General features: G+C 50.2%; 19 protein-coding genes and 1 other annotated feature. Of the genes, 1 reads left to right on the forward strand and 18 read right to left on the reverse strand.

Annotation, left to right across the window (positions count from 1 at the left end; genetic code table 11):
• Positions 1 to 28 precede the first annotated feature (28 nt).
• The 11 genes from rpmA to KNP03_RS07510 form a co-directional block, all read right to left on the reverse strand.
• Positions 29 to 310, reverse strand: coding sequence for a 50S ribosomal protein L27 (rpmA, locus tag KNP03_RS07460; protein ID WP_015881155.1), 282 nt, complete (start codon positions 308 to 310; stop codon positions 29 to 31).
• A 12-nt stretch (positions 311 to 322) separates the two neighbouring features.
• Positions 323 to 658 carry a ribosomal-processing cysteine protease Prp gene (locus tag KNP03_RS07465; protein ID WP_078146561.1) on the reverse strand — a complete coding sequence of 112 codons (336 nt, stop codon included), beginning with the start codon at positions 656 to 658 and terminating at the stop codon, positions 323 to 325.
• A gap of 3 nt (positions 659 to 661) precedes the next feature.
• Positions 662 to 970: a 50S ribosomal protein L21 gene (rplU, locus tag KNP03_RS07470; RefSeq protein ID WP_015881153.1), complete on the reverse strand. Its 309-nt coding sequence runs from the start codon at positions 968 to 970 to the stop codon at positions 662 to 664.
• 15 nt (positions 971 to 985) lie between these two features.
• Positions 986 to 1,059, reverse strand: a sequence feature (ribosomal protein L21 leader region).
• A 55-nt stretch (positions 1,060 to 1,114) separates the two neighbouring features.
• Positions 1,115 to 2,440 carry a ribonuclease E/G gene (locus KNP03_RS07475; RefSeq protein WP_214827622.1) on the reverse strand — a complete coding sequence of 442 codons (1,326 nt, stop codon included), beginning with the start codon at positions 2,438 to 2,440 and terminating at the stop codon, positions 1,115 to 1,117.
• Between the two features lie 49 nt (positions 2,441 to 2,489).
• A complete protein-coding gene (gene minD, locus KNP03_RS07480; protein WP_214827624.1) occupies positions 2,490 to 3,347 on the reverse strand; it encodes a septum site-determining protein MinD in 858 nt (285 codons plus the stop codon).
• Positions 3,348 to 3,352: 5 nt separating this feature from the next.
• Entirely contained in the window at positions 3,353 to 4,021 is a 669-nt protein-coding gene (locus KNP03_RS07485) for a septum site-determining protein MinC (protein WP_240544502.1), read from the reverse strand.
• A gap of 5 nt (positions 4,022 to 4,026) precedes the next feature.
• Positions 4,027 to 4,521, reverse strand: a complete 495-nt coding sequence (gene mreD, locus KNP03_RS07490; protein WP_214828303.1) for a rod shape-determining protein MreD — start codon at positions 4,519 to 4,521, stop codon at positions 4,027 to 4,029.
• A gap of 1 nt (position 4,522) precedes the next feature.
• Entirely contained in the window at positions 4,523 to 5,413 is an 891-nt protein-coding gene (gene mreC / locus KNP03_RS07495) for a rod shape-determining protein MreC (RefSeq protein WP_214827628.1), read from the reverse strand.
• Between the two features lie 13 nt (positions 5,414 to 5,426).
• Positions 5,427 to 6,464, reverse strand: coding sequence for a rod shape-determining protein (locus KNP03_RS07500; RefSeq protein ID WP_214827635.1), 1,038 nt, complete (start codon positions 6,462 to 6,464; stop codon positions 5,427 to 5,429).
• 196 nt (positions 6,465 to 6,660) lie between these two features.
• Complete coding sequence (locus tag KNP03_RS07505) at positions 6,661 to 7,101, reverse strand: hypothetical protein (protein ID WP_214827638.1); 441 nt, start codon at positions 7,099 to 7,101, stop codon at positions 6,661 to 6,663.
• Between the two features lie 64 nt (positions 7,102 to 7,165).
• Positions 7,166 to 7,750: a GrpB family protein gene (locus tag KNP03_RS07510; protein ID WP_214827640.1), complete on the reverse strand. Its 585-nt coding sequence runs from the start codon at positions 7,748 to 7,750 to the stop codon at positions 7,166 to 7,168.
• A gap of 229 nt (positions 7,751 to 7,979) precedes the next feature.
• On the opposite strand from KNP03_RS07510, the gene KNP03_RS07515 reads away from it, so the two are divergent.
• Positions 7,980 to 8,933, forward strand: coding sequence for a hypothetical protein (locus KNP03_RS07515; protein WP_214827643.1), 954 nt, complete (start codon positions 7,980 to 7,982; stop codon positions 8,931 to 8,933).
• Between the two features lie 180 nt (positions 8,934 to 9,113).
• Here KNP03_RS07515 and radC read toward each other — a convergent pair whose 3' ends face one another.
• From radC to KNP03_RS07550, 7 genes are all read right to left on the reverse strand, one after another.
• Positions 9,114 to 9,743 carry a RadC family protein gene (gene radC / locus KNP03_RS07520; RefSeq protein WP_214827646.1) on the reverse strand — a complete coding sequence of 210 codons (630 nt, stop codon included), beginning with the start codon at positions 9,741 to 9,743 and terminating at the stop codon, positions 9,114 to 9,116.
• Positions 9,744 to 9,766: 23 nt separating this feature from the next.
• Complete coding sequence (locus KNP03_RS07525) at positions 9,767 to 10,354, reverse strand: Maf family protein (protein WP_214827649.1); 588 nt, start codon at positions 10,352 to 10,354, stop codon at positions 9,767 to 9,769.
• Positions 10,355 to 10,491: 137 nt separating this feature from the next.
• The gene (locus tag KNP03_RS07530) at positions 10,492 to 11,190 is read right to left on the reverse strand and encodes a hypothetical protein (protein WP_214827652.1); all 699 of its coding nucleotides are present in this window, start codon (positions 11,188 to 11,190) and stop codon (positions 10,492 to 10,494) included.
• On the reverse strand, positions 11,187 to 12,734 hold the full coding sequence (pilM, locus tag KNP03_RS07535; RefSeq protein ID WP_214827654.1) for a pilus assembly protein PilM: 1,548 nt from the start codon (positions 12,732 to 12,734) through the stop codon (positions 11,187 to 11,189). The genes KNP03_RS07530 and pilM overlap by 4 nt, the downstream gene beginning before the upstream one ends.
• A gap of 12 nt (positions 12,735 to 12,746) precedes the next feature.
• A complete protein-coding gene (locus tag KNP03_RS07540; protein WP_214827656.1) occupies positions 12,747 to 13,499 on the reverse strand; it encodes a prepilin peptidase in 753 nt (250 codons plus the stop codon).
• Between the two features lie 82 nt (positions 13,500 to 13,581).
• Complete coding sequence (locus KNP03_RS07545) at positions 13,582 to 14,085, reverse strand: prepilin-type N-terminal cleavage/methylation domain-containing protein (protein ID WP_214827658.1); 504 nt, start codon at positions 14,083 to 14,085, stop codon at positions 13,582 to 13,584.
• Positions 14,086 to 14,227: 142 nt separating this feature from the next.
• Positions 14,228 to 15,445 (reverse strand): type II secretion system F family protein, encoded by a 1,218-nt coding sequence (locus KNP03_RS07550; protein WP_214827660.1) that lies wholly within the window; start codon positions 15,443 to 15,445, stop codon positions 14,228 to 14,230.
• Positions 15,446 to 15,448: the final 3 nt, after the last annotated feature.

The following is a 15,448-nucleotide window of genomic DNA, read 5'->3' on the forward strand; positions in this document are numbered from 1 at the left end:
GTGGCTAGAGTCTTCTGCGTCGTTCAACTTACGCGACTGGGTAAACGCTCACTTGTTTCTTGTCGCGACCAAGACGCTCATAGCGTACTACGCCGTCAACTTTCGCAAACAAAGTGTCGTCGCCACCACGGCCAACGTTTTCACCTGGGTGAATCTTTGTACCGCGTTGACGGTAAAGGATTGATCCAGCTGAAACTGTTTGTCCGTCAGCGCGTTTTGCACCGAGGCGTTTCGAAATTGAGTCACGACCGTTTTTAGTCGAACCAACTCCCTTTTTCGAAGCGAAGAACTGAAGGTTCAATTGTAACATGAGGTCCACCTCCTATTGTTCAATTTGGATATATTCACCGTAGCTTTGGGCGATCGTGTCTAACTGCACGAGCATCCCTTCTAATAACAGTTGGGTGCGCTCCATATCCTGCGGTGATAAGTCAGGATACGTCTCGACATAAAAGTAACCACCCTCTGTTTGATCTGCCATTTCTACAAGAAGCGATTGACCCGCAAGCGTTTCGACGGCGTTATAGGCACCAAATATGATGGCTGAAACACCGGCGCACACCAAGTCAGAACCAGGTTCTGCAAAATTGGCATGACCAGTCACTTCGACGGAGCGAATCGAGTTCGCCTCGTCTCGTCTTACCTTGACCCGAATCATAGCTTACGCTTCGATTTTCTCGATGCGGACTTTCGTGTAAGGCTGACGGTGACCTTGCTTACGACGGTAGTTTTTCTTAGCTTTCATTTTGAAGACAGTGATCTTCTTAGCGCGGCCGTGTTTTACCACAGTACCGACAACTTTAGCGCCTTCTACGAGTGGAGCGCCGACTTTAACATCGTCACCACCAACGAAAAGAACCTCACCGAATTCTACAGTACCTTCGACATCAGCATCGAGTTTTTCGATGTAGATCTCTTGACCTGCTTCAACTTTGATTTGCTTACCACCAGTTTTGATGATTGCGTACATATACGTGCACCTCCTTGTTAAACTCAGACTCGCCATCCTGGGCAGGGCAAAAACCTTTAAAAACCCGTTCTGTGCGGTTGTAGCCATTTGGGTGCTTCCAAACGAACTAACGTTATAGATAATACCACTCTCAAATAATTATTGTCAACGGCGAGATATGAAATTCTGACATTCTTCGACCGTGCCGTAAAAAGCGAACTCCGGCTCCCCTTCGACGAGCAGCACCTCGATATCGAATTCGTTCCAGGATGAGTCATGCCACTTCTTCGGAAGGGACAGGACAACCGCCTCATATTGCCCGCCAAGATCAAGGAGCGCGCGTTCAAACTGCGAGAAAACAGCCAGCTTTGACGGCTTTCCGGCATGTGTCATCCGGTCTTGAATCGAGCGACCCGTCCGTTCCCGGGACATCTCGAACAATCCCATCCGCGTGAAGCCGTACACCTCGACGCGGCGCGGGTCACGTGCCCCGAGCTCTTTCATTTTCTTAAGGAGCCGGGTCTGTCCATCTTTTGACCCTCGTAAAAAGTCGATCACGACCATGCCGCCGATATTCCGGAGGCGAAGCTGTTCCATGATCGAATAGAGTGCCGCTTCATTGATCGTGTCGGCCGCGCGTCCCTTATCTTTGACGGCGACGTTTTTCCCGCTGTTAACGTCGATCACGGTCATCGTTTCGACTTGTTCAATCAGGACAAAAGCCCCGCCCTCTAACCAAACCGCACGACTCTCCAGCTTCTCGATGGTGGCGTCCAGGCGTTTCGCCTCTTTCATCCGCCCTTTTCCGACATATCGTTCGACCGCCACGTCCAGACGTTCCAACCTGGACTGCGCCTCTTTGTCATTCAGTAAGACCGAGTCGACCGGGTGCCGGCGCGCGAACTGTTCACAGAGCAGTTCATCCTGACCACGACGACTCTCGAGTACGGACGCAGCACGTGTTCGCAGAAGATTTAACTCCTCGCTCAAGTCGGAAGGTGTGGCATGTCCGGCCTCTGTCCGAAACAGTACGCCCTCTTTTTCGGTCAGGTCTAACGTCTTCGACAGCCGGTCCTGTGTGACAAGGTCGAGTTTCCGGCTATACAGTTTTCGGCGCCCGAACGGGAAGTAGACGAGATAGCGGCCACCAAAACGGATATTTTCCGTCACTTTGTGGTGTTTGCCGTTCACCCCTTCTTTCGTCACTTGAATGAGACGCTTGTCCCCAACGACGGCCGCCTGACCGATAGCCGGAACTTCCGGATACGTCTCCAGCGACCGCAATGTCTCCGCGATCGGTAAGAAAAACGTCGTGTCGCCGGCTGTTAAAAACGCCGCCCCGAGAGACGGATGGATTCGCTCGACCGCCGCTTCAAGGATTGTCCCGACTGACAGTTGATCGACAAAGCGTTCCTCGACCTCGAGCAACCGTTCCCCATCGACGAGCATCGCCCGCTCGATGGACGGGGTTCGTTCATAAATCAAACGCATACGAACTCTCCTTTCGACAGAAAAAGGCAACTTTCGTCGCCTTGATCCGTTACGCTTTTTTCATTCCAAATTTCATCATGAGACGTGCCCAGAAGCCGACCGGCTCTTTGTCCGTCTGAATCGACATGAGCGGCACCGACTCCCCGAGGATACGACGCGTGATATTACGGTACGCTTGTCCCGCGTAATTGTCCGGATTCATCGTCACGGGCACTCCACGGTTCGCAGCCGAGATGACTTCCTCATCGTCCACGACGACACCAAGGAGATCGATCGACAAGATACGCATGATGTCATCGATGTCGAGCATGTCGCCTGATTCGACAAGGTGGTTCTTCACCCGGTTGACGATGAGCTTCGGCGCATCGATATGTTCTGCCTGTTCGAGCATCCCGATGATCCGGTCCGCATCTTGGACAGCTGCCTTCTCAGGCGTCGTGACGACGACCGCTTCGTCCGCACCGGCGATGGCGTTCATGAATCCTTGTTCGATTCCGGCCGGGCAGTCGATCAAGACGAAATCGTATTCCGTCTTCAACTGATCCACAATCTCTTTCACCTGTTCGGGATTCACCGATGTTTTGTCCTTGGACTGGGCAGCCGGCAACAAGTACATCTCTTCGAACCGCTTGTCACGGACGAGCGCCTGATTCAGCTTGCACTGCCCCGTGATGACATCGACGAGATTGTAGATGCTTCGGTTGTCGAGACCTAGAATGATATCGAGGTTACGTAGTCCGATATCCGTATCGACGAGACAAACCGAATGTCCCGATAAAGCGAGCCCCGTCCCGATATTGGCGGTCGTCGTCGTTTTTCCGACGCCCCCTTTACCTGATGTCACGACGATGGCTCTGCCGTTTTTTACTTCTTTTGCTGTATGTACAGGCTCCATTACTTGCTCCATTCCACTCACCCTCTCTGTAATTCCATCGCATAAGCGTCTTTCAAACCGGTCAAGACTTGACGGAGACGTGTCATCTCGATGCCTTGATTCGTTTGATACGCACAACCCATCTCAATCTCCGGCAGTTCTTCTCCATCTTCCGATGCGAGAATCTGTTCACCGATGGCTAAAAACTTCGGATGGAGCAGGCTGGCCGTAATCACCGCTTCCTCCCATCCTTCGACACCGGCGCGGACATTTCCTCGTATCGTGCCTAAACAATATATACTGCCGGTCGCCCGAACTTCGGACCCCGGGTTAATATCCCCGATGACAAGGACCGAGCCGTCAAACGAGAGAACTTGTCCGCTCCGAATCGTCCCGCTGTGATAGTGGAACGTTTTCTTTCCATAAGTCGCTTTCGCTTCTTCCGTCAACATGACATCGCTCGCCAAATCTTCGATATAAAAAACGCCATGACGAGCGACGACCTCACGAATTTGACGTGTCAGCTCCTCGTCCAAATGACGAGTACCCGCGTGCAACTTGAGGGCAATCTTACCGGATGGCGGCTCCATTTCATCTAATGTCGCCTCAAAATCAGCAAGAACGTCCTCGATGCCACTCTTCGGATTGAAATGAATGGCAATTCCGTTGCGATGTCCTTTAATCGTAATGTGTCGTTTACGCTCCATCATGGCTACCCTCTTTTCGGTGCAGGCCGTGTCGTCACATAGCGGGTCATCGGATAATAAAGAATCGCGATGGCGACCGCATTGACGATCATCGTCCCTGGAATCTGTTCAACCAATAGCGTGTGAACCGTCATCATCGTCCCACCAATCGCCGTCATGATGCTGTAAATAGAAAAAGTAAAGACAAGAATCATGAACGTACAGGTGATGGTGACCGAGAAGAAGTTCTCACCTATATATTTTAACACGAAGCTGACTAAGAGAGGAATGAGTGAAAAAGTAAATACGTAAATTCCGATCAAGTCGGTGTAAACGATATCGTACAACAATCCAAACACGAGACCGAATCCTAAAGCCGACTCCCATCTGCCGAACAGACTGACGAACATCAATCCGATCAACGTCAACAATAAATAAGGCGTTGCATAGTGCCAGGAAAAAATGGCGGCCCATGTTCCTTCAATTAGAAAAAGGAGGAACAGGGCGATGAACACTCTCATGTTACTCACCCGCTGCTCCTCCTTCCTCGGGACCCGTCAAAAACGGTTCGTCTAGTGTCCGATCAATCACGTACATTTGTGAGAACTCGTTGAAGTCGGCCTCAGGCTGAATTCGAGCGACTTGAGAGACGCCGTATTCGTCCGTCTCGATCGACGCAATCGTACCAATGACGAGACCGGCCGGGTAACGTCCACCGAGCCCGGAAGTCGAGACGATTTCTCCTTCTTTCAACTTGACGCTGTTCGATACTTTCGTGAAGAACAGTTCGTTCGTTTCCGTATCGAACCCGTCAATCGTTCCATACGTCGCTTTCCCGTCCGCATCTTTGACGACCGCCGAGACGTTGTTCGTCCGGTTGTTGTCACTTAGGAGCTGAACTTGTGACGTATAGGCACTCGTTTGGATGACACGCCCGACCATCCCGCCGGCGGCCGTGACGGCCATCCCTTTTTCAACGCCACGTTCCGAACCGACGTTAATGGTCACGTAACGCTGCCAATCATTCGGTGTCCGACCGATGACTTCCGCCGGAATGAGGTCAAAATCCCGAAGCGACTGTTCGCTCGCCTCGACCATCTTGCGCAGTTCCTCATTCTCACGGCGAAGGTCATCCGCCTCGACCGATACTTCCGCATACTTCGTCAAGTGTTCTTTCAGCTGGCGGTTCTCTTCATAGATGTCCCGGACTTCGGAAATGGAGGAAACGGTAGTATCCATCCATCCGATTGGTACCGCGAACACTCGCTGGAACGTGCCGACCACATCACGCGTGACGTCTTGGTACCAGGCTGATTCCGACCGTCCTCGAATCGAAAGCCCTAAAATGACGAAAAACAAGATGAGCACGATCAGCGTGATGATGAGCTTTTTATTTCGAACGAATCGGCTCATCGGTGATCACCTCTCATCGACGAGACGAAATGCCAGATTTCGAACGGAGGACGTCCATCATTTCAAGAGATTTCCCTGTACCGACTGCAACACAGTCAAGCGGCTCATCCGCAACAAGCGTCGGGATGTGTGTTTCGTCAGAGATGACGTCATCCAAGTTTTTAAGGAGTGCGCCACCACCTGTCAACACGATCCCACGGTCCATGACGTCTGCCGCAAGTTCAGGAGGGGTCTGTTCAAGCGTTTGTTTGACACCGGCCAAAATCGCTTCAACTGTATCCGAAAGTGCCTCACACACTTCGTTTGCCGATACTTCGATTTGTTTCGGAAGTCCCGTCACGAGGTCGCGTCCACGGATTTCCATCTTCTCATTTTCGTTCGAACCATCGATACGAGCTGAACCGATTTCCATCTTGAGCGTTTCTGCCGTACGTTCCCCGATCATGAGGTTGTATTTGTTTTTGATGTAACGAATGATGGCATCATCCATTTCGTCACCACCGACACGAATCGATTGGCTCGTCACGATGCCGCCGAGTGAGATCACTGCGACTTCAGTCGTACCGCCACCGATATCCACAACCATCGAGCCCGTTGGTTCCCAAACTGGGAGACCGGCACCGATTGCTGCTGCAAACGGTTCTTCAATCGTGTACGCTTCACGCGCACCCGCTTGCTTCGCTGCATCTTCAACGGCACGCTTTTCGACCGACGTGATGCCGCTCGGTACACATACCATGACGTTCGTCTTCGAAGAGAACAATCCGCCTTTTGATTTTTGGGCTTGTTCCATGAAGTATTTGATCATCGTTGCTGTCGTCTCAAAGTCGGCGATTACTCCGTCTTTCATTGGACGGCGCGCCGTGACATTGCCAGGCGTACGACCAATCATATCTTTGGCCTGGTTCCCCACGGCCTCAATTTTGCCTGTATCTGTGCGGAACGCCACGACGGACGGTTCACGTACTACAATTCCCTGACCTTTTACATATACGAGCGTGTTCGCTGTACCAAGGTCGATTCCGATTTCTCGGTTAAAACTACGAAACATAGGTGTTGCTCCTCTCTTCAATACACTATTTTTTATTATAACGGAAAAATCATGTTTGAAAACGTTCATTCGATTACAGGTTATTTACAATAACCGCATCTCAGTCCTGTCTCACCGTATATTAGTGTGCCTTCTTTTCGGTAAAAAGGCAAATCAAAAAAGCAGACGCTTTCGCGCCTGCCATGCGTTTTATTGCTCACAAACCCGGTTGGAGCGGGAGAAGTAGCATCGTCCCATAGAAGAAGACCGAAAAGATGAGGAGCGGTCGGAAGAAGCGGGACGGTTTGCGCCGCGTCGCACCGGCTAAAAAGCTCGATGTCGTTAACACAAACAAGTAAATTCCGACGTACATGAAGACGAGATGAGCGAATACACTCCACACATCATTCGTGCTAAAAACGCTTGCGAAGGTGACGAACAAAAGAGCATACAAAACGAGCGACAAAACGCCTATCCCGACACCGACTAACGGCGAAACACGGTCTAACCAATGATTTTTTTGAAACCGATGGAACAATGACGTACTGACGAAAACGAGCAATAAGAAGATCACAATTGCGAATGGGATTCGGTCAAGTGAAAGAAAGCCCGCACCCATTGCGACACCAAACATCAAAATCCACATAACTTTTTCCATAGAGACACCTCGATATGAATGAAATGATTATAGCCAATTCATACGTGAACGATTTCATAAAGTTTCACTCAACTTGATAGCGACCGGTGAACTCTTGCTTAGCCTTCATTGAATAAGTAGAAACAAATTCGTGTTTCGCATCGGTGTAACCGTCCCGGTTGTTTCGATATGGAAGCGATAAGGAAGACTTCAAGGCCGCGTATGCGTGTGCAACGTCAGAGTATTTTTTCAAGTAATCTCTAAAATAGAGTTCATCCCAATCGCCAACATATCGGACATGGAGATGAAATACCCGTTCGGCGAACCCCGATTCCGTATATCCTTTCATAAACACGAGGTGTGGTGCTGGCTTGTTCGGTTGTCGCTCACAAATATACCCGGCACTTTCAAGCAAATCGATGAGCAGTCGGAGATCACTCTCTGTCTTCACTTCTAATAGGATGTCGATCGTCGGCTTGGCAAGTAACCCAACGACCGCCGTACTTCCGATATGGTTCATCCGTTCGATGAATGGTGCACCGAGTAACTCACATAGAACATCCGCTTCTTCACGATACCAATCTTTCCATAATGGATTCGATTCCTCGAGAATAATCGGGAAGAGCAGCCATAGTTCTTCTAATGAAAGCTCCGATAGCTTTTTACCCATGTTTCACCCACTCCTTTTTACCATTCCATTTCAAATAAATATGCATCATGCATCCCTATTCTATCGTTTTTTATATCGAGCGAATAAATAGAACAAATCAAACACTAAAATTGTCAAAGAATATACTAATTTACTAATTAATTAGAAAAAAATTCTAATTGAGGTGGGAATTATTAATAAAAATGCTATGATTACATATGAATCATAATTATTTTGGAGGTATTTATTCATGAAGTTTTACGAACAAGCCTGGTTTAGCATCCTGATGCTCATCGTATTTTTCCCAGTCGGGCTATTTTTGATGTGGAAATATGAAACGTTCAACAAAGGTGCTCGCATTGTCCTTTCCGTTTTCGCCGGTTCTTTGATTATCGGCTATACGGCCTTTGCGTTGAACAATCCAAAAACGGAAACAACTGCGAAGCAGGATAAGATTGTCGCCGAAGCGGTCGATGCAGAAACGTCCGATGAAGAAGAGACAAAAGAGGCAGACACTGTAGATACTGAAATAGAGGAAGAGAATGCTGAGGAAGTTGACACAACAGAAGCCGACAAGGAAGACAAAGAGCAAACTAAACAATCGGTCTCAGTAAAAGCTGACACATCTGAAGAAGAACAACCAGCAACGACCGAAACGGATGCAATGAAACAAGAGCAGACTAAAAAAGAAGAAACCGCGAATAACGACCAAAAAGAAGCCGAACAGACTAACACAGAGCAAACAACGGAAGAAGACGCGGAGCAAACCGAACAGACAGACGTTGAACAGACAACGACTGATGAAGCAGACGCATCGCAGCAAAAAATCGAAGAAGACACTTTTGACCTCGCACTCCATGAAGAATTTACGAATTTAGTATACGCCATCGAGTTTATGGCTGAACTTGACCTCGTTTACGCAGAAGACCCGCTTGTAGGTCAGACAGAGGACTTCGCGGGCGCTGCAGCGGATCTGACAGGCATCATGGACGATCTTCTCTCTTCCGCGAACAAATTGGACGCACCGGCAACACGAGCGCAGGCAAAAACGGATTACATTAATCTTGTCGCACTCGTTCAAGACTCAATCGCGGTCGGACTTAACGGTATAAAGACCGGCAATGATAGTGAGGTAGCTAGAGCCGAAGAGATGATTGACGGATTCGATGCGTTAGCGGCTGCATTAGTAGCCAACTATAATTGAATTTAGTCCGTATTGAAGAAATCTGTGGTGCGAATACATCAGTTTTCAGACTTACGAATCAGCTAATTCAAATCATTGTATGATTGAACTGCGATTACTTATGTACACCTTCGCAAAACGAAAACCACCTTTTCACGAGGTGGTTTTCGTTTTGCGAATTATTTGCCTCACTTGTCCAACTCATCCATTCATATATCCGCGCTGTTTCATGCTGACATAATGGTCTTCCCCGAGGATGACGTGATCGAGACACGCGATGCCGACTATATTCCCCGCTTCGACCAACCGCTCGGACACTTCGATATCTTCCCGACTCGGGGTCGCATCCCCGCTCGGATGGTTGTGCACGGCGATAAAGCACGCCGCGGAGAGTTTGAGTGCTTCGCGGAACACATCTCGCGGATGGACGATTGACGAGTTAAGCCCACCGACGAAGAGTGTCTTCCGGGAAATGAGTTGGTTCTTTGTGTTGAGATAGAGACAAATGAAATGCTCTTGGTTCAACAGCCGTAACTCATCCCGCAACAATTCATACGCATCCTGCGGAGAACGGATGGTCGGCATGTCCGCTTTCGGTTCTTCCACATAACGGATCCCGATCGTGAACGCGGCAAGCAACTGCTCGGCTTTCTTTTTCGTCATTCCTTCGATTTGACATAAATCGTGGACGGAAGCTTGCGAGAGCGCCCGTAGTGTCGGATATACGTCCGAAATCCGTCGTGCCGTCTCCATCGGGTCGGACCCACGTCCCCCAATCTGAAGCAATCTCGCAATCGCGGTCTCTACACTTCGGTCGAGCACCATAGTCATTCCTTCACCTGCTTTCGTGGCATTCACAGAAAGCGCGGGTTCACCCCATGACGCTCGAGCGTTTGAACGAGCGGATGGATGGGCAATCCGACGACATTATAAAAGTCACCCTCGATCCGTTCGACGAACAATCCGCCTGACCCTTGGATTCCGTAGGCTCCCGCCTTGTCATACGGCTCAGTCGAATCCAAATAATCTTCTAGCCAGGCGTCCGGGATGTCGCAGAACGTCACGTGCGTCGTCGTCACGAACAGGTCATGCCGGTCCGGACCGATGATACTGACACCGGTCAGCACTTCGTGTGTCGAGCCGGAGAGGCGGCGTAACATCCGGTGTGCGTCCTCACGGTTTGCCGGTTTTTCTAAGATCACCTCATCTAAGACGACGACCGTATCCGAACCGATGACGATGGCATCCCGATTTCCCCGGGCGACGTCCATCGCCTTCTCTCTGGCGAGACGTCCGACATACTCGGCAGGCGTCTCCCGTCCGTTCGTTCCTTCCGTCACGTTCGAGGGAATGACCTCATGGGCAATCCCCGCCTGTTTCAATAATTCGGTCCGCCGTGGCGACATCGATGCGAGAATGACACGTTTCTGTGTTGGCTTCATTGTACCGACTCCTTCGTTTTTTCTAAAACGGGCTTCCTTCCCGTTTCTCATTCCTCTGTTGATTGTAGGCAATGTGCGAGTCAAACACAATGACTGCCGCCTGAAAAAACGCCCCTTCATTTGGAAGGGGCGTTCGCTCAAGGTGACGTATAATCGTACACCGGGACATCTTTTTGCGGGAACGTCGCTGCCGGAATATAGCGGTCCGGCACGAGTTGGTCAAGGTCCGGTCGATAGAACGCATTCAATTCGACCGTGAAGTCGAGCGGTTGCGCTTCTTCTGTCGTATTCGGTCCCGTCTCGGAAGGTCCAGTGAATTGGACGGTCCGCAATACTTGAATCCGGTTCATCGATTCAATCGCCTCTAAAAACAGGACGAGCTCTTCGTACGTCTCCGCCTGCAGGGCCACCGTTGTCCGAACCGTCGAAGCGTTCACCGGTGCGACATCAATCGATGCGGATGGTTCAGACGTCGTATTCGTTGGGGACGGGTCAATGACTACAGGCACGTCGGACGCTAGCCCCTCCCCATCCGAAAATGCGATGCTCATCACATTGACATTCGACAACAGGCTCGCTTGTGACAACGATTCGATGACAGTATCTAAGGCAGTGACGGTCGGGACTCGCGTCTGTAGGCGTTGCGACTCGGCCACATCGACCGTCTTGCCTTTTTGACGTAACACCTCAAGTTTCGTTTGTTCGAGCGACAAATCACGTTCGAGCGCCTTCACCTCACCTTGTTTGACGAAAAAGGCGTAGCCGTAATACGCCGGGGCCGCGATGGCGAGAAGAAGACAACAGACGAACAACGTATAAATAGTAGAACGTTTCATCGGCTCACGACCTCCTCATCCGTCTCGACTGCCTCTTCTACAGGGACATACGTAAAGGTGAACTCCCCGATATAGCGCGGGAGCGGCTCTTTTGCCACGGTGGACTCTTCTTCGTCCGGGTCCGCCTTCGTTTCCGTTGTGACGCCGAGCAGGTTGACCGAGTCGAACCGTTCATCATTCATCAATGATCGTTGGAATGCATTCAAATCCGGTAACGTCTCAAATTGCACACGGACACTCAAGAGCGATTGATCCGCGTAGTTGTACGTGAGAACATAACCGGTCGGCGGTAACTGCTCTGTCAATGCACGAAGTGCCGGCACGGCTTGTTTCTCCATGTCGTTCAGTGCTGTCACCGTCTGGTCGAGCGACAGGACCTGCTGACCTTTCGAGTTCACTTGTTCGGTCTGATAGATCCGAACGAGTTGAAGTTGTTCTTCAATCCGCGCCTGATCCTGTTCAAGTCGATCTGTCTCATAGTACAAGTAACCGGTAGCCCCTCCGCCAATCAATAATGCAAACAATCCAGCGACAATCGGCCAACGTAACGTCACGTCCGTCGAGTTGATGAAATTCGTGTCACGCTCTAGCGTTGCCATTCCCAGTAGCGGCAACATTTGATGGGAGAGCGGAATCGTGTGGGCAATCGGGAGCGGATCGGATACGCGCTTGACCGAAACGAGCGCCTCCGTTTCAATCGATTGAACGAGTTCGTCAACTTCCGGCACTGTTCCGGAGACAAGTAGTTTATCAATGGAACGGCCATCTGCCCTCAGTGAATAGCGATAAAAGTCCAGGAAGCGGACGAGTTCGTTCAACCAGTCATCCATCTGACTTTCTTTCGCTTCTTCCGTACCATCAAACGAATAGTTGACGATGCCTTCTCTCGTATCGACGTGATAAGGAAGATTTGTCTGGATGGAACGGATGAAGCGGATCTGCCCTTCTTCTAAAACAAGCAACTGATGCGAGAACGGGGTCACATGCCACAGCAGTGTCGACTGGAGCGGGTCAACGTCAGAAATCCGGATGATCCCGTTGGCAACAGCGACCGAGCGGGGAACGATCTTTTTCAAGGTAAGCCCGCGTTTTTTCATATATGTACGAAGTGACTTCGTCAAATCGACGGAGACGGCATGTAGCATGACCTCGGTCTTCGTCTCGTCTTCGGTGAGCACCTCATAGTCGAATGAGACATCATCGAACGGCAAGATGATCGAACTGCCGATTTCCATGAACAAGTACCCTCGGATTTCATCGTTCGGGATGGTCGGCGGAATCTCGACTTTACGTGACAAGACTTCCGTCTCATCGAGCGCGACGGCGCATGTCATCCCCCGACGGACCTTCAGCTTTCGACATAGTTCATCAAAAGCGAGACCAAAGGCCGTCTCATCTTTAATTCGCCCCTCTTCGTAAGCCCCTTTGGCCAACTGGAGAGAGGCTCTTCGTTTGAACACCCCTTGCTTGATCACGGCTCCGTGGATGCTGAACGCATCGAACGAGAAGTACGCGACCGTTCCTTTCTCAATTAAGCGGCCCATGTTCGTTTCCCCCTACATCAAGTGAAAGTACCAATCAAAAAAGCTTTCGCTGAACCAAAACGTCAACATCGTCCCGAGCGCAATCGATGGAACGAACGGAATCGGCTGTTTCCTTCCGATTTTCTTCGTGACCATCAGACCGATTCCGACAATGGCGCCGATCAAACTGGCGAGAAACAACGCGACAAGCACATCGCGTGGTCCAAGGACAAGTCCGATCATAGTAAAGAGTTTGACATCGCCTGCCCCAAGTCCCCCTTTTGAGAGGAAAAACACGGTCGCTAAAATTGCGAAACCGAGCGCCGCCCCGGCGAGCGGGACCCACCAGTCCGCACCTGAAATGTAGGCAAGAACGAGGAGAACGGGTGCTGTCACCCGTAAGATCACATTCGGCACAAGCATCGTCGAAAGATCGGACATGGCAAGCGCGAGGAGCGTCGATAAGAAGATGAAAGCGAGCAAGGTCGTCGCACTCATACCATACAATGAATAGCTATAGCCGTACCCGATGGCCCCAAGTAGTTCAAATAATGGATACGTCGGCGCGATCCGGGTGCCGCAACCGCGGCATCTGCCTCGTAACGCAAGATAACCGAAGACCGGTATGAGTTCCCAAGCCGACAGTTCATGCCCGCATGACGGACAGTGTGAGCGCGGCGTCACGATCGATTGTTTGCGTGGCACGCGGAGCCCGACGACGTTCGTGAATGATGTGATGACCGCACCGAGGACGATGCTGTATAGCAATCCAATCAGATCAACCAATCAAAGCCCCTCCTGTTCAGATGAAGTGGATAGTAAAAACCGGCCAGGCTGAGCGATTGCCCAGCGCCAGCCGGAGGAAAAATTAGTTTGTAACTTTATCCAAATTGTCTTTTTTGAGACTTGAAGATGCCTTATCTGCAAATTTATAATCTGTTCCAGCTAAGTTTACTTCGTATTCATAATTTCCGCTGTTTTCCGTAACTTTAACTGTTGCAGTAGAATAAGCTGAACCACCAAACGGATCAGTTAATTCACTAATATAAGATTGAGTACCAACTGTTGCTAAAACAGCTGAAGTGCCCGATCCGGATGCTGCTGTATTCGTTACAGATTTAAAATCTAATATTGTTGGATCTTCTACCGGGTTCGAAGCCGTGTACAACTTCGCCGCACTTACCATCTGCTTCGCATCCGCAACCATCGCATCTTTCTTCGAGTTCTCAATAATTCCGCCAATTGCAACGACTGCGATGGCTGCGATAATACCCAAAATCACGACGACGACGAGCAACTCGACGAGTGTGAGTCCACGTTCGTCTTTCAGTTGTTTCGCGTCTTGCCAAATCATCTTCATTTTTTCCAACATGATTCATTCTCCCCTTTACGTAATGTGTTGTGTGTAAAACAAAAGCAATTACTAAAGTACTAGAAATCAAGTAGAACAATTTTACTATACCTTCTAAAAAACATATTGAAAAGGCACAAATGAACAATTCTGCATATTTCTTCTATTGATTTTGAATGTCGCTGTAGATTTGGAACATCGGCACGACGATTGAAATGACGATGACCCCTACGATACTCGCGAGGACAACGATGAGCAGCGGTTCGATAATCGATTTCAATCGGTCGGTCGTCGTCTCGACTTCACTCTCGTAAAACTCAGCCACCTCACTTAACATGGCGTCCAAGTCCCCGCTCTCCTCCCCGACGGCAATCATTTGAGTCATGAGCGGCGGGAATTTTTGATCCCGCATGAGCGGTTGATGAAGCGGTACACCTTGAGCCATCATTTCCCGGGCTCGCGTCAAGCCTTTACGGATGACCCGGTTCGAGATGATTTTTTCGGTGATCTCAATGGCAGCCAAAATCGGAACGGCTGCGCGAATCAGGACAGCAAGACTACGCGTCAACAAGGCAATCTGTGACTTCAGGACGAGCGGACCAAAAATCGGGAGTTTCAGCAATACACGGTCAATGACGAGGCGTTCTTTTTCATGCCTGACCATCCACGTGAAGGTGAAAATACCAGCGACGACAAGACCGAGGATCAACCACCAATAGGCGGCGACAAAGTCAGAGACCGCAACGACGATTCTTGTGATGAGTGGCAGCTCACTCCCGAGCTGTCCAAAAATACTTGCGAACGTCGGGACGACACTCACCATTAAAAAGGCGACGACCCCGATGGCCACGAGCGAGACGACGAACGGATACGTGAGCGCGGAAACGACTTTCCGCTTCACGTCATATTGCTTTTGCAGCTGTAAACCGATCTGATCGAGCACTTCTTCCAAGTTTCCGCTCGTCTCCCCGGCCAGCGCCATCGCAACGAAAAAGTTCGAGAACACTTTCGGATGCTTTTTGATCGCCTCCGAATAGGAAATCCCTTCACGCAAATCATCTTCGACTTGACTGAGCGTTTGCTTCAACAGCTTGGACTCGGTCTGAACACGGAGGATTGACGTCGCACGGACGATCGGGACCCCGGCCCGGATGAGCGTCGCGAACTGACGCACATACATGATCAAATGTTCGATTTTGACGCGTTCCGGTAACAAGTTCACTTCCTGGTTGAGCCCTTTCGACTCCAGTTCGGCCAAGTCCGTGACAAGAATCGACTCCTGCCGCAGCTTCTCTTTCGCCTCACGGACGGAGACGGCCGTGATCCGACCTTTCTTGCGTCTTCCGTTCAATAGCTTCCCTTCGTATTGAAATATGGCCATTCA

The organism is Exiguobacterium algae (assembly GCF_018617875.1).
GTDB classification, from domain to species: Bacteria; Bacillota; Bacilli; order Exiguobacteriales; family Exiguobacteriaceae; genus Exiguobacterium; species Exiguobacterium algae.

What these genes read in the sequence shown, in the direction of transcription:
- KNP03_RS07515 (WP_214827643.1), top strand. Translation starts at nt 7,980, where the DNA reads ATGAAGTTTTACGAACAAGCCTGGTTTAGCATCCTGATGCTCATCGTA.
- KNP03_RS07525 (WP_214827649.1), bottom strand. Translation starts at nt 10,354, where the DNA reads ATGAAGCCAACACAGAAACGTGTCATTCTCGCATCGATGTCGCCACGG.
- KNP03_RS07530 (WP_214827652.1), bottom strand. Translation starts at nt 11,190, where the DNA reads ATGAAACGTTCTACTATTTATACGTTGTTCGTCTGTTGTCTTCTTCTC.
- rplU (WP_015881153.1), bottom strand. Translation starts at nt 970, where the DNA reads ATGTACGCAATCATCAAAACTGGTGGTAAGCAAATCAAAGTTGAAGCA.
- mreD (WP_214828303.1), bottom strand. Translation starts at nt 4,521, where the DNA reads ATGAGAGTGTTCATCGCCCTGTTCCTCCTTTTTCTAATTGAAGGAACA.
- KNP03_RS07550 (WP_214827660.1), bottom strand. Translation starts at nt 15,445, where the DNA reads ATGGCCATATTTCAATACGAAGGGAAGCTATTGAACGGAAGACGCAAG.
- KNP03_RS07500 (WP_214827635.1), bottom strand. Translation starts at nt 6,464, where the DNA reads ATGTTTCGTAGTTTTAACCGAGAAATCGGAATCGACCTTGGTACAGCG.
- mreC (WP_214827628.1), bottom strand. Translation starts at nt 5,413, where the DNA reads ATGAGCCGATTCGTTCGAAATAAAAAGCTCATCATCACGCTGATCGTG.
- KNP03_RS07485 (WP_240544502.1), bottom strand. Translation starts at nt 4,021, where the DNA reads ATGGAGCGTAAACGACACATTACGATTAAAGGACATCGCAACGGAATT.
- pilM (WP_214827654.1), bottom strand. Translation starts at nt 12,734, where the DNA reads ATGGGCCGCTTAATTGAGAAAGGAACGGTCGCGTACTTCTCGTTCGAT.
- KNP03_RS07510 (WP_214827640.1), bottom strand. Translation starts at nt 7,750, where the DNA reads ATGGGTAAAAAGCTATCGGAGCTTTCATTAGAAGAACTATGGCTGCTC.
- KNP03_RS07545 (WP_214827658.1), bottom strand. Translation starts at nt 14,085, where the DNA reads ATGTTGGAAAAAATGAAGATGATTTGGCAAGACGCGAAACAACTGAAA.
- minD (WP_214827624.1), bottom strand. Translation starts at nt 3,347, where the DNA reads ATGGAGCAAGTAATGGAGCCTGTACATACAGCAAAAGAAGTAAAAAAC.
- KNP03_RS07475 (WP_214827622.1), bottom strand. Translation starts at nt 2,440, where the DNA reads ATGCGTTTGATTTATGAACGAACCCCGTCCATCGAGCGGGCGATGCTC.
- KNP03_RS07465 (WP_078146561.1), bottom strand. Translation starts at nt 658, where the DNA reads ATGATTCGGGTCAAGGTAAGACGAGACGAGGCGAACTCGATTCGCTCC.
- rpmA (WP_015881155.1), bottom strand. Translation starts at nt 310, where the DNA reads ATGTTACAATTGAACCTTCAGTTCTTCGCTTCGAAAAAGGGAGTTGGT.
- radC (WP_214827646.1), bottom strand. Translation starts at nt 9,743, where the DNA reads ATGACTATGGTGCTCGACCGAAGTGTAGAGACCGCGATTGCGAGATTG.
- KNP03_RS07505 (WP_214827638.1), bottom strand. Translation starts at nt 7,101, where the DNA reads ATGGAAAAAGTTATGTGGATTTTGATGTTTGGTGTCGCAATGGGTGCG.